This is a genomic window from Neopararhizobium haloflavum (assembly GCF_002750855.1).
Taxonomy (GTDB): Bacteria; Pseudomonadota; Alphaproteobacteria; order Rhizobiales; family Rhizobiaceae; genus Georhizobium; species Georhizobium haloflavum.
This window is the reverse complement of sequence record NZ_NWUC01000001.1, coordinates 238,633-251,297: the sequence shown is the minus strand read 5'-3', so window position 1 is coordinate 251,297 and position 12,665 is coordinate 238,633. Positions and strand designations below refer to the sequence as shown.

General features: G+C 60.1%; 13 protein-coding genes. 9 read left to right on the top strand and 4 right to left on the bottom strand.

Annotated features, from left to right (window positions below; all coding sequences use genetic code 11):
- Positions 1-225 precede the first annotated feature (225 nt).
- From dctP to CN673_RS01330, 6 genes are all read left to right on the top strand, one after another.
- Positions 226-1,224: a TRAP transporter substrate-binding protein DctP gene (gene dctP / locus CN673_RS01355; protein WP_099864295.1), complete on the top strand. Its 999-nt coding sequence runs from the start codon at positions 226-228 to the stop codon at positions 1,222-1,224.
- 110 nt (positions 1,225-1,334) lie between these two features.
- Positions 1,335-1,853: a TRAP transporter small permease gene (locus tag CN673_RS01350; RefSeq protein WP_099864291.1), complete on the top strand. Its 519-nt coding sequence runs from the start codon at positions 1,335-1,337 to the stop codon at positions 1,851-1,853.
- Entirely contained in the window at positions 1,850-3,151 is a 1,302-nt protein-coding gene (locus CN673_RS01345; RefSeq protein ID WP_099864288.1) for a TRAP transporter large permease, read from the top strand. Before CN673_RS01350 ends, CN673_RS01345 begins: the two co-directional genes overlap by 4 nt.
- Before the next feature lie 18 nt (positions 3,152-3,169).
- Positions 3,170-3,613 carry a type II 3-dehydroquinate dehydratase gene (locus CN673_RS01340; protein ID WP_099864285.1) on the top strand — a complete coding sequence of 148 codons (444 nt, stop codon included), beginning with the start codon at positions 3,170-3,172 and terminating at the stop codon, positions 3,611-3,613.
- Positions 3,614-4,107: 494 nt separating this feature from the next.
- Entirely contained in the window at positions 4,108-5,313 is a 1,206-nt protein-coding gene (locus tag CN673_RS01335) for a DUF4214 domain-containing protein (protein ID WP_157928754.1), read from the top strand.
- Positions 5,314-5,408: 95 nt separating this feature from the next.
- The gene (locus CN673_RS01330) at positions 5,409-5,669 is read left to right on the top strand and encodes a hypothetical protein (protein ID WP_099864279.1); all 261 of its coding nucleotides are present in this window, start codon (positions 5,409-5,411) and stop codon (positions 5,667-5,669) included.
- A gap of 15 nt (positions 5,670-5,684) precedes the next feature.
- Here the strand turns inward: CN673_RS01330 and CN673_RS01325 are convergent, their stop codons facing one another.
- Together CN673_RS01325 and CN673_RS01320 are read right to left on the bottom strand one after the other, a co-directional pair.
- Positions 5,685-6,788, bottom strand: coding sequence for a helix-turn-helix transcriptional regulator (locus tag CN673_RS01325; protein WP_157928753.1), 1,104 nt, complete (start codon positions 6,786-6,788; stop codon positions 5,685-5,687).
- A 180-nt stretch (positions 6,789-6,968) separates the two neighbouring features.
- Complete coding sequence (locus CN673_RS01320; protein WP_099864275.1) at positions 6,969-7,262, bottom strand: hypothetical protein; 294 nt, start codon at positions 7,260-7,262, stop codon at positions 6,969-6,971.
- Positions 7,263-7,700: 438 nt separating this feature from the next.
- On the opposite strand from CN673_RS01320, the gene CN673_RS01315 reads away from it, so the two are divergent.
- The 3 genes from CN673_RS01315 to CN673_RS01305 are packed head-to-tail and all read left to right on the top strand — an operon-like array spanning position 7,701 to position 10,768.
- Positions 7,701-8,702, top strand: coding sequence for a glycosyltransferase family 2 protein (locus CN673_RS01315; RefSeq protein ID WP_245409726.1), 1,002 nt, complete (start codon positions 7,701-7,703; stop codon positions 8,700-8,702).
- Entirely contained in the window at positions 8,689-9,117 is a 429-nt protein-coding gene (locus tag CN673_RS01310) for a GtrA family protein (protein WP_099864273.1), read from the top strand. Before CN673_RS01315 ends, CN673_RS01310 begins: the two co-directional genes overlap by 14 nt.
- A gap of 28 nt (positions 9,118-9,145) precedes the next feature.
- Complete coding sequence (locus tag CN673_RS01305) at positions 9,146-10,768, top strand: DUF6311 domain-containing protein (protein ID WP_099864270.1); 1,623 nt, start codon at positions 9,146-9,148, stop codon at positions 10,766-10,768.
- Positions 10,769-10,775: 7 nt separating this feature from the next.
- On the opposite strand, the gene CN673_RS01300 is transcribed toward CN673_RS01305, so the two are convergent.
- Together CN673_RS01300 and CN673_RS01295 are read right to left on the bottom strand one after the other, a co-directional pair.
- Complete coding sequence (locus CN673_RS01300) at positions 10,776-11,072, bottom strand: hypothetical protein (RefSeq protein ID WP_157928752.1); 297 nt, start codon at positions 11,070-11,072, stop codon at positions 10,776-10,778.
- 13 nt (positions 11,073-11,085) lie between these two features.
- Positions 11,086-12,657 (bottom strand): TerC family protein, encoded by a 1,572-nt coding sequence (locus tag CN673_RS01295; RefSeq protein WP_099864265.1) that lies wholly within the window; start codon positions 12,655-12,657, stop codon positions 11,086-11,088.
- Positions 12,658-12,665 lie beyond the last annotated feature (8 nt).

Here is a 12,665-nt window from a genome sequence, read left to right as displayed (position 1 = left end):
CTCTCACGCACGCAATGGATGGGCACCTTATTGCATGGAGCAGGCGTGGCGCACAACGTCTTCAGCCTGCGGCAGGCTATCACCATACATAATCAAAAATATCAGACAATCATCAGTATGCCTATTGAAATGCACCGATGCGGATGGCATGAATTCGGAAACTGACGGCACCCGGGTTGCTGAACCCATCCGTCACGGCCATCGATCAAGGGAGGATCATTCGCCATGAACATCCACGTCACACGTCGCCGCCTCACCGGGCTCGCGCTTCTCGCCGCCCTCGCCTCGGCCACCGCATTCACCGCTCCGGCCAATGCGCAAGAGCCGATCGAGCTTCGCTTCTCTGCCGTCTTCTCCGAGCAGGATATCCGTGCCGAGATGATGCAGCGCTTTTCCGATGCTCTGGGCGACGGCTTTGCCCTGCAGCCCTATTACGGCGGCAATCTCTTCAAGCAGGGAACCGAGCTCGTCGCGATGCAGCGCGGCAATCTGGAGATGGGCAATATCGCCCCACAGGATATCTCGAACCAGATTCCCGCCTGGTCGATCCTGACATCCGCTTATCTGTTCCGCGATGCCGCCCACCTTCAGACCTTCTTCGACAGCGAAGCCGGCGCCGAAATGAAGCAGATGGTCGAAGACCAGCTCAACGTGAAGATTCTCGGTCCGACCTATTTCGGCTCACGCCAGGTCGGGCTCGCCACCGAGGAGAAGATCGACACGCCCGAAGACATGGCCGGCATCAAGCTCAGGATGCCGCCTGGCGAGGCCTGGCAGTTCCTTGGCCAGGCGCTCGGCGCCAATCCGACCGCGGTCGCCTACGCCGAGACCTACACCGCACTGCAGACCGGGGCCATCGACGGCCAGGACAACCCGCTGCCGAACGTTCAGAACATGAAGTTCTACGAGGTCATGTCCCAGATCGCGCTGACATCGCATCTTGTCGGCTATGACCTGCTGACCATCTCGCTCGACACATGGGCCGAACTTTCTCCGGAGCAACAGGAAGCCGTCCAGAGCGCTGCCGATGAAGCCATCGCCTGGAGCACCGAACAGCATCTTGCCCAGGAAGAGGAACTGGTCGCGTTCTTCGAGGAAGAGGGCCTTGAGGTCTATACGCCCGACGTCGATGCGTTCAGGACCTATGCGCAGGAACAGTATCTGAATTCGGACCTCGCGGCCGACTGGCCCGAAGGGATGCTCGACCGCATCAACGGTCTTTAAGGTAAAACGACAAGCCATCGCGGCGCCGTCTTTGCCGGCGCCGCATTTCTTGCAACTGCGCCCGCGCCGCTTGAGCGAGCTCAGGCGGGTGGTCCGCCAAGGGACGATCGATGCCAACACGCTTTGCCAAAATCGGCGGCTGGCTGCGGCGCCGCGCGGAAAATGTCGCAGCGCTGATGCTGGCCGTCATGTTCCTCGCCTTCATGGCGCAGATCGTCTTCCGATACGTCCTCAATCTTCCGATCGGCTGGACATCGGAAGTCACGCTCATCATGTGGCTCTGGCTGGTTCTGTGGGGCGCGGCATTCGTCGTTACCGAACGCGAGGAAATTCGCTTCGACATCGTCTACGGCGCGGTATCGTCCAAGGCGCGCCGCATCCTGGCCGTCGTCTTCTCCCTTGCGCTTCTGGCGATCTACACCTTCTCGCTGCCTGCCGTCGTCGACTACGTCACCTTCATGAAGGTCCAGTCGACAGCCTATCTGAAAATCCGTTTCGATGCGCTGTTCTCGATCTACGTGATCTTCGCTGTCGCCATCATACTGCGCTATCTGTGGATCCTCTGGGCAGCCATCACCGGGCCTGAGCCGGAAGATTTCGACCCGACCAAGGCGAGTTCCGGCGTATGAACCTGGCGGACCCCTTCACACTCTCCGTGGTGTCGATCGTCGTCCTCAGCCTGCTGGGCTTGCCGATCGGTCACGCCATGATCGCCTCCTCCATTCTTTATCTCTACACGGCCGGCCTCGACATGGGGACCGCGGCCGAACAGCTTTTGAACGGCATGTTCACGAGCTACATCCTGCTCGCCGTGCCGCTCTTCATCCTGGCGGCCGAGTTGATGAACTCCGGCAGCATGACCGAACGGCTCTTGCGTTTCTGCGACGCCATCGTCGGGCGCTTTCGGGGCGGGCTTGCCCAGGTCAACGTTCTGCAGAGCATCATCTTCGCCGGCATGTCCGGCTCCGCGATCGCCGATGCCGCGGGCACGGGCAAGATGATGCAGAAGATGATGACCAGCGACGGGAAGTATCCCGCCAGCTACGCGGCGGCCCTCACCGCGGCCTCCTCGGTGATCGGACCGATCATCCCCCCTTCCATTCCAGTCGTCATCTACGCGCTCGTTTCCGACGCTTCGATAGGCTACCTTTTCCTTGCCGGCATGATACCCGGAGCGCTGATGGGCGCGGCGCAGATGGCGCTGATCGCCTACACGGCGCGAAAGCGCAATTTTCCGGTTGAAAAGCCGGTGCCGCTGCGACAACTGCCGCGCATCACGCTGCGCGCATTTCCCGCCCTGATGATGCCGGTGGTGCTGCTCGGCGGCATCTACAGCGGCGTCATGACCCCGACCGAGGCGGCTGCCGTGGCTGCAGCCTACGCGCTGCTCATTTCCGGGCTGCTCTACCGCGACCTTACCCTGTCCAGCATCTACCACTCCGTTCTCGCCAGTGCCCGCACGACAGCGTCGATCGGCATGCTGATCGCCGGCGCCCTGGTCTTCAACTACGTCGTGACGGTCGAGAACATCCCCAATGCGCTGGCCGCCTATCTGCAGAGTTTCGATCTGTCGCCGATCGGCTTCCTGATCCTCGTCAACATCGTGCTGCTGATCCTCGGCTGTCTGCTCGAAGGCACGACGATCCTCCTGATCATCGTTCCGGTCCTTATCCCAACCGCTCAAGCGCTTGGCATCGATATGGTCCATTTCGGCATCGTCGTCGTCGTCAACATCATGCTCGGCCTCATAACGCCGCCCTACGGCTTGCTTCTCTTCATCATGACCAACATTTCCGGTGCGCCGTTGCGGGCGATCGTGCGGGATGTCCTCCCGTTCCTGTTCGCCATGCTCACCGCACTGATGGTGATCACCTTCGTGCCGGGCATCGTCCTCTTCCTGCCGCGCCTCTTCGGCTATGGCGGCTAAATTGCAAAGGCGTCTCGAATGGCTGCTGCGTTTCACATCCTGAATGGACCGAACCTCAATCGGCTCGGCACCCGCGAACCGGAAATCTACGGACATACGTCGCTTGCCGATATCGAGACGATGTGCCGCGAGGCAGCCGGCGATCGCGCCATCGTCTTTCGTCAATCGAACGCCGAACATGAAATCATCGGTTTCATTCACGACGCGATCGACGACAAGGCAGCCGGCATCGTCATCAATCCGGCAGCCTACACCTTCACGTCGATCGCCATTCTGGACGCGCTGAAGATGGCGCCCTGCCCGATCATCGAATTGCACATTTCCAATATCCACCGGCGCGAGGCGATTTATCACCACTCGCTCGTGTCGAAGATCGCGACGGCGGTTATCGCCGGGCTGGGACCGGAAGGATATGCGGTCGCCATCGGCGCGATGGACCGGATCGTCGGCCGCCCCGCCTAGCGGGCCATTCTGACACAGACCTTCGCGTCCGCATTGATCTGGCACAGCGAATCGCAGGGTCGAGAGCATCCTTGAGGCGAGATATTCGCGGATCGATCACGACGGCTCGTTCGACTGAACCCGATTTCAGCCCTAAGACCGCCTAATCCCGTGACATTTTTGGCGCATGCATCCGACATCGTTAACCGCGCCCTCAGGTGCAAGCAGCTTAAAAATTGGGGCGCCTGAGCGAAATTCTGACAGCCAGCCACGCCCAATTCCAGCTGCGCTAACGGGTTGCAACGCCACAAAAACACACCAAAAAGTTATATTATAGAACAGCTTATGCTATTTCAGGTTGTCCTTCCGTACAGCCCTTTCGCATCTTTCCGGACCACGTCAGTGCGTCTATTAATCGTTTGTTTTCAATATGTTGTAACCCAATCGGGTTATTGATCGAATCCCCTGCCGCAGTCTTATTTTGACGACATTCTGAGGCAGTAGGGAGAATGAATGTGGCAACAGAAAATCGAACTCCAAACAGCGTACTCGGCCTTGGTGGCGACGGCGGACTTCTCGGCGGCGGCGACGGCGGGCTTCTCGGCGGCGACGGCGGGCTTCTCGGCGGCGATGACGGCCTCCTGGGTGGCGGCGCACTTGACGGCCTTCTCGGTAGCGGTGATGGCCTGATCCTTGATCTCGACGGCGTTCTCGACCCGATACTGGGCGGTGGCGGCGACGGGCTTCTGGGTGACCTGCCGATCCTTGGCGATGTGGTCGATCTTGACGGCATCCTCGGCGACGACCTGGCCGTTGAAGACTTGCTGAACGGCGAAGGTCTTCTCGGCGCAGTCGGCAGCGGCACGGCTGACGAAGGCGTTCTCGAGCAACTCCTGTCAGGTCTCGATGTCGGTGGCGTTGGCACGGATGGCCTCGTCAGCGACCTCCTCGACAGCCCCGGCGACCCCGGCCTCGTGCGAGACCTGGTGTCGCCGATCATCGGCGACGATGACCAGAACCTGCTCGACGATGTGCTGGATCTGCTGCTCGGCGAGAACAATTCCGATCCGGAGCCTGCCGGCCCGACAGATCCCGACGAATACGACACGCAGCTGATCGGGACGAGCGGGCGCGATACCTTCACGATCGGCGAGGAATCCACCTTCGTCGCGGGTGCGGGCGAACTCGACACGGCGATCTATGAAGGGCGCGCGTCAACAGAGTTCGACGTCGACATCGGCTCCGATTCGATCTTCCTCAATGATGGCGAGGTGATCGACTACATGCAGAGCGTCGAGCGCATCGAATTCAGCGACGGAACGCTGCACCTCGATGTCGGGGTCGGCGAAAATGCCGGCATCGCCTACCGCCTGTATTCGGCCGCGCTCGACCGCATGCCCGACGCACCCGGTCTCGATTTCTGGATCGAGCAGGTTGACGTCGGCGTGGGCCTCGACCGGATCGGCCAGGGTTTCGTCAATTCCGACGAGTTCCGGCAGAACTTTGGCGATAACGACTCGCTCTCCAACGAGGCTTTCGTCGAGGTTCTTTACGAAAACATCCTGGGCCGCGACGCCAACAGCGCAGACCAGGACTTCTGGGTTGGCGAACTGGAAGACAGAGGTGTCTCACGCGGGCAGGTCCTCGCGAGCATCTCCGAATCCAACGAGAACGTCATGAACACCCAGGACGAAATCGGTTCCTTCATCTTCATCAGCTGACGATCGGAGAAGCCGACAAAGGTGGGAGCGGACCATTGCCCCTGGCCGCTCCCACTTCAATTCTGCAAGCACCTGACGGAAGCCGGGAACGGACATTGCTGGGACGCAAAGACCATACAATCGCACCTACCGAGATCGAAGACGCACTCTCGGCCCTGGAACTGTTGGTCGTCGCGATGTTCATTCGCATCGAGGAAAAGGACACTGAAGGACGCATTCTCGTGGCGCGCGTTTTCGAAGACTGCGTGACGGCCACAGAACAGGCCGCACCCGACGATCGGCAAGTCCCGCAGCCGTCCTTGAAGGCGATCCACCGCCATCTTTTGCGTCTTGAAGCGGCGGTTCGCGACAATTGACGGCGCAGTCGCGTATCAGCCGCCCGTGTCGCTCATGGTGCTGGCCAGAAGCTGCTCATCCTTCAGCATGAGCTTGAAGAATGCGCGCACCGCATCCTCCTGTTTGGTGACGCCGATCTTTGCCATCGCGTTCTTCAACTGCCGCTTCACCGTTTCCGCCGAACGCTGCCGGATATCCGCGATGTTCTTGATCGACATGCCGAGGCAATAGGCGGCGAGCACGCCATACTCTGACTTGGAAACGCTGCGCTGCCAGAAGAAATCGGAGAACCACATGGGCTTGCTCTCCGTGTCGATGACGTTGACGACGAAACCGTCCTCCATTTGCGAAGGCATGATGAAACATGCAACGATGCGACCATTCTCGGTCGACAGGGGCGTGGCGATCGACGACCGTGCCGCAGCCGCGATCTGGTCGGATGACATCGTCGCGATGCCCCGGCCGTCCTGGCGTTCGAAGCGCAGCGTGGCGCCGTCATAGGCGATCGACTGCACCCAGCCATCGACGGCCTCGCCGCGCTCCCTGCAGTCCTTCCCGAAAACGAAGCTGTATGTCTCGCTGAAGAATGTGCGCCGCTCGTTCTCCAGCAATCGCAACCGGGCCTTCAGCGTCGAGGCACGCCGGAAATGCGGATAGAGTGCCGTCAAAAGCGCCTGCGCACGGCGAACGACCTTATCGTCGTCGGTCCGCAGTTTCAGCGCGAATAGCTGTTGCATGATGGCGTCGTCGCCGAAGTAGCTCATGACGGCCTCGCGGTAGCCCTGCGGCAGAAACCATTCCGTCACGAACTCCGAACGCCCCAGTTCGACTGGGGACAACAGCCGGGTCGCCCGATAAACCCCGCCGGAATTGTCCAGTTTCTTGAGGAAAGGATTGGCATTCACATATCTGGACTTGTACGTTTCGAGGTAACGGGCGTCGATATTACTGATGATGTTGTCGACGGAGCGGGAGAGACGGTTCCGCTCATAGAAGAAGACGTCGAAATCCTCGTCGCGTTCGCTGACCTTTGAGCAGATGGCAGCCCAATCGATCTCCCTGCGATCGGGATCATAGACGTCGTCGATGATCTCCCGCACGTCCGAGTACAAGATTTCCTCGTTGTGAATTTCCAGCATGTGGTCCGTTGCCTTTCTGGAATACAAATGACACAGGCTCATTCATGGTTGTGACGCAACCGGTCATACAACCATATTGACGAGTTTTCGGATTCGCTCAAGAGGTCCGGGCACGCCGCTGAAACGGCGCCGCGGTGCATAAGGCTGCGGAAGGGCCACGGACCAGGAAGGACGGCGACGCTAAACCGACCGGCTGCTTGCGGCCTCGATGACCGCGTTGGCGTAGTGGAAGAGAACCATGCCCAGCGTCGTTTCGCTGCTGGTTGCCAGAAGCGGCGCGGCGCCCTCCACGGTCCCGAGTTGGAACTGGTATCGAGGCTCCTCGCCAATCTCGACGAATGTATGAGTGTCGATCCACAACCTCGCTTCTGTGCCGTCGATCGCAAGCAGGAAACTCCCAGGCGTCTCATCAAGGCGACCATGGACCCGCTCGACCGCGGTGATCAGTGCCGCCTTGACCCGTTGCAGCCGCATCCTATCGCTATCCGGGAATACAAGAATGCGACAAGTGGAAGGTTCCGCATCAACCAAGAATTGCATGAAAACATCTCATATAAGTATAATTACGGTATACATACGATTAATATTCAAAGCGGCACCTGGGCCTCAACGACAGGGCCGGGAATTTCCGGATTTTCGTCGAGGCACCGTCTCGTATCATCGATATTCGGCAGTATGATCGAACAACAGACGTCATCAAATAACCCGATTGGGCCATCTATGCTGCCTTATGCGCTTGAGGGCCGGCTGCCCAATCCGCGCGAACGCAATGTCGCCTCGATGCCTCGTAAGATCGCCGATGCTTTCATCCTTGCGAGACACCCTTTACAAGGGACAAAAAGGATCGATCGGCCCGGATCGCTTCGGCGTGACTGACGCCCGGCTGAAAGTGCGTTCTTAGCAGAGACCTGAATGACCATGTCCCGTCCAGACCTCACGCCGAGGATCATTGATCGTCAGGCCCGCATCTCGGTGGTTGTTCCCGTCTTCAACGAGGAAGAGGCCGCACCGCATTTCTGCAAAACCGTGGCGCCCTACCTCGATGCGCTCGGCCTCGATTGGGAGATCGTCTTTTCCAACGATGGCAGCAGCGACGACACCTTGTCCGTGCTCGTTGCGCTGCGCGCTGGCGACCCGCGCATCAAGATCGTCGATCTTACCCGGAACTTCGGCAAGGAGGCTGCGATGACCGCGGGTCTCGACCATGCCACCGGCGACATGATCGTCGTGATGGACGTGGACCTGCAAGATCCGCCGAACCTGCTGGCGCCGATGGTCGAGCGCTGGCGCGAAGGCTATGACGTCGTCTGTGGCCGCCGTCGCACACGGGAAGACGATACGGCGCTGAAGCGGCTGACGGCCGGACAGTTCTATCGCTTCTTCAATCGCATCAGCCACTCCAAGATCCCCCCGGATGTCGGTGACTTCCGGCTGATGGACAGACGGGTCGTCGAGGCAATGAAGCTGCTTCCCGAACGGGTGCGCTTCATGAAGGGTCTTTTTGCCTGGGTCGGATTTCCAACCGCCGTCATCGACTATGAGCGTCCAAGCCGCGAACACGGCGCGACCAAGTTCAACTATTGGCGGCTGTGGAACTTCGCACTTGACGGCATCACATCCTTCTCGACCGTCCCGCTGCGCGTGTGGACCTATTTCGGTATGTTCATCGCCTTCATTTCCTTCATCTACGGCGCCTTTATCATCGCCCAGACCCTGATCATGGGGGTCGAGGTGCCCGGCTACGCATCCTCACTCACGGCGGTGCTCTTCCTTGGCGGCGTCCAGCTTGTGGGCCTCGGCATCATTGGCGAATATCTCGGCAGGGTCTATTCGGAGGTGAAGCGGCGGCCGGTCTATCTGGCCTCGCGTCTTCACGGCCTCGACGAGCAGGATCCCCGTCATGAGCACCACTGACAGGCTTTTCGCATTCCTGCGCCAGATTTCCACCTTCGCCGGCGTCGGCGTCGCGGCAACGCTCGTGCACTATCTCACGGCACTCGCGCTGTCGCTGATGATGCCGATCGCCTACGCCAATCCTTTCGGGTTCGGGGCGGCTTTCTTCGTGTCCTATTTCGGCCACCTCCATCTGACCTTCCGCCTCGACCCGAGCGAGCGCCGCCATGCGCAGCGCCTGCCACGATTTTTTCTCACCGCCTTTTCGGGGTTTCTGATCGGCCAGGCCATTCTCGTCGCGCTGACCAGCATCGATGTTCTGCCGGGACCTGCAGCGCTAGCCATCGCGGTCTTCACCGTTCCGGTCATCACCTTCGTTGCTTCCCGCCTCTGGGTCTTTCGCGTGAAACCGCAGCATGATGCAACGCGTGGCTGAGAATCGGTGCACAACGTGCTTGGGTCGAATGCCCGCCTATGGGCTGTCAGCGCTTATGGCGCTTGCCCTTTTTCTGGCGGTTCATCCTTTCACTTTCATCCTGGGCGACGGTGAATTCTTCCAGGTTGGCGATGCTCCGCAGCACGTCAGCGGCTGGCTCCTCTTCGCAGCCGATGCATGGCGCTTTCCCCTGTTGACGACAAAGCTTATCGACCCGCCTGAAGGAAGCAGCATTATCCTCACCGACAGTATTCCGCTGATGGCGCTCATCATGAAGCCCTTTGCACCGCTGCTGCCCGACGACTTCCACTATATTGGAATCTGGCAATTGTTCGCGTGGATCGGGCAAGGGTGTGGTGCGGTATTCCTTATCCGCTCTCTCGGCTGTCGCGACCTTTTGGCAGCGGTCGCGGCAGCGGCGCTCGCATTACTCTGGCCTGCATGGCTTGACCGGATGAACCATACCGCTCTGCTGACCCATGCGGTTCTCCTTCTTGCCATTGGCTGTTATTTTCGTGCATCGGACGGTTGGGCATTAGGCCGCAGCGCCATCGTGTTCTCTCTGCTGTCGCTTACCGCCCTCCTAATACACCCCTACCTCTTCGCGATGTCGTTCGCCTTCTTCCTCGCCGATTTTGGACGCAGAATTTTATGCGATCCGCATCCATTGCGCACGCTTGGGATTGGCCTTTGCGCAGTAGCCGGCCTAGCGCTGGCCGCCGGTGCTCTCGGCTATGCAAACGCGGCCGGCACGCAGGCCGACGGCTATGCACATTTTTCGATGAATCTGCTTGCGCCGTTTTGCGCGGGCAGACTCGTGCCTTGTGGTCCGTTTGATGCAACGGGCGGCCAGTACGAGGGTATGGCCTATTTCGGTCTCGGCGGGCTTGCCCTTGTCGCCACGGGTTCGTTGCTAGCTCTGCCCTATTTGCTTGGCACGCTAAAGCGTCATTGGTTGCTCGTCGCCGGCCTTGTCGTAATGACGCTGTTTGCCATCTCTAACCAGGTTTTCCTGGCTCAGGATCGTTGGTTCATGTATGCAATGCTTCCGGGGCAAGACTTGATCGCCGGCATCTTCCGCGCCTCGGGGCGCTTTTTCTGGCCGGTGGGTTACGTTGTCGCTTTCACCTCCCTAGCGGCGATCCTCAGCCAAAGTACGCGCGCGACCGCAATCTTTGTTCTTGCTTGCATTGCGGTCCAAGCGATCGATGCTAAGCAGCCGCTAGCACACATCACCCATAGGGCGCATGCCGAAGACCGTTTTGATTTCGCCCAGTGGCAAGACGCCGGGTTCGGATTCCGCAAGGTTTCGCTTTCCCCGGCCTATGGCTGCGCGCCCGCCGTCGAGAACATGAAGTATCTCTACTTCCAGATGGTCGCCGCCGAGGCTGGCGCTTCCATCGACAACGGGTATCTGGCGCGCACCGATGCGGACTGCAGCGGCCCCGGAGAAGACCCCTTGCAGGAGGGCACTCTGCATGTCTCCTTCGCAAGGCAGGCAGATGTGCCCCTTGAGCCTGCGGTGCGAACGGGCCTTGCCGACGGCACCTGTGCCGAATGGACGGCGTGGAGTGCGGTGATTGTCTGCTACCCCGGCGCGACGCGGGAAGACTGGCAGAAGATCGACCTGCCGCTCACCGTGGCGCGGTAGACCCGCTCTAGATCAGGATCGCCAGAAACAGCCAGAGCGTCGCGATCAGCCGCGCCCCGGCTGCCGCGGCACCGCCTGTGCGGGCGCTCGTGCGCCACAGCGCGCCCCAAAGAAAGATGTTGTATGGAATCGGCGCTGCGAAGAAGAGGACGGCCAAGGCGATCGGTGCGCCCATCTCCAGCGCAACAATGGCGCCGCCGAAGAACGCGAGATTGATGAGGCTCGCGACGATCACCATGTCCCGCCACAAGAGCGTGGCGAGCGGTATTGTGCCATCCCAGCGATTTCGGAAGAAGTGTCTCATCCAGCCGCCGGCCTCATTCGACGGCCGGATCTTGCAGCGACGTCTCACCGATCCGGACTTTTCCAATATTCCGGCCGTCCATCGTGACCACCTCGAAGATCAGGTCGCCGAGCGTCACCCGCTCCCCGGCTTCCGGCAGATGGCCGAGTTGCCAAAGAAGAAAGCCGGCAAGGGTCGAATAGCGGTCCGTCGCGTCCACCAGATCCGTCCCGATCAGGTGAGAAACACGCCGGATATCGATCCAGCCGTCGACCACCCAACTGCCGTCCTCGCCGCGCTCCACGGTCTCCTCTTCCTCACCCTCTTCGGGAAAGTCGCCGGCAATCGCTTCCAATATGTCGATGGGCGTGGCCAGCCCCTCCAGAGAGCCGTACTCGTCCAACACGAGCGCCATCTGAAGCGGCGAGCGCCGCAACTGCTCCATCAGCCTGAGAACGTTCGCGCTCTCATGCACCACCAACGGTTGGCGCACCGACCGGTCGACATTGATGACACCCTCTTCGAGCAGGTCGCGCAGAAGGTCCTTGGTGAAAGCAACACCGATGAAATCGTCGAGACCACCGCGAGCCAGCGGAAAGCGCGAATGGCGCATTTCAAGAATCTTCTGGCGCAAATCATCTGCGGAGGCCGATATGTCCAGCCAATCGATTTCGGTCCGCGGCGTCATGATCGATTTGACCGGCCGCCCGCCAAGCGTAAGGACGCCCTGGATCATCTCCTTCTCCTCGGGCGCGAAGACCTCAGCCTCGCGCGCCTGTTCGGCGATCACATCGGCCGTTTCCCCCAGCCCGGCCTGACGGCTGCGTCCACCCAGAAGGGCGAGCACCGCATCGGCGGTCCGGCTGCGAAGATCCCCCTTCTGAACCAGCTTCTCGCGGTTTCTGCGGCCGATCTGGTTAAAGGCTTCAATCAGGATCGAGAAGCCGATCGCCGCATAGAGATAGCCCTTCGGGATGTGGAAACCGAAGCCTTCGACGACCAGCGAAAAGCCGATCATCATCAGGAAGCCAAGACAGAGGATAACCACCGTCGGGTGTTTCGATACGAACGCCATCAGCGGCCTGGACGAAATCATCATGACGCCGATGGCGATGATGACCGCGATCATCATGATGGAAAGTTCCTCAACCATGCCGACAGCCGTGATGACGCTGTCGAGCGAGAACACCGCGTCGAGCACGACGATCTGGACGATCACTTGCCAGAACACGGCATTGGCGACCTTGCGCTGCTGCTGACCCGCCGCTCCTTCGAGACGCTCATGCAATTCCATCGTCCCCTTGAACAGAAGGAACAGGCCGCCGAACAACATGATGAGATCGCGGCCCGAAAAACTCAGTCCAGCCACGGTGAAGAGCGGCTGCGTCAGGGTGACGATCCAGGCGATCGAGGCGAGCAGCACCAGTCGCATGAGGAGCGCGAGCGAGAGCCCGATGATGCGGGCCCTGTTGCGCTGGTGCTCCGGCAGCTTGTCGGCGAGGATCGCGATAAAGACGAGGTTGTCGATACCCAGCACGATCTCAAGCAGGACGAGAGTCGCAAGTCCTGCCCAGGCTGCGGGATCGGACATCCATTCGAAGATCATGACGGCGA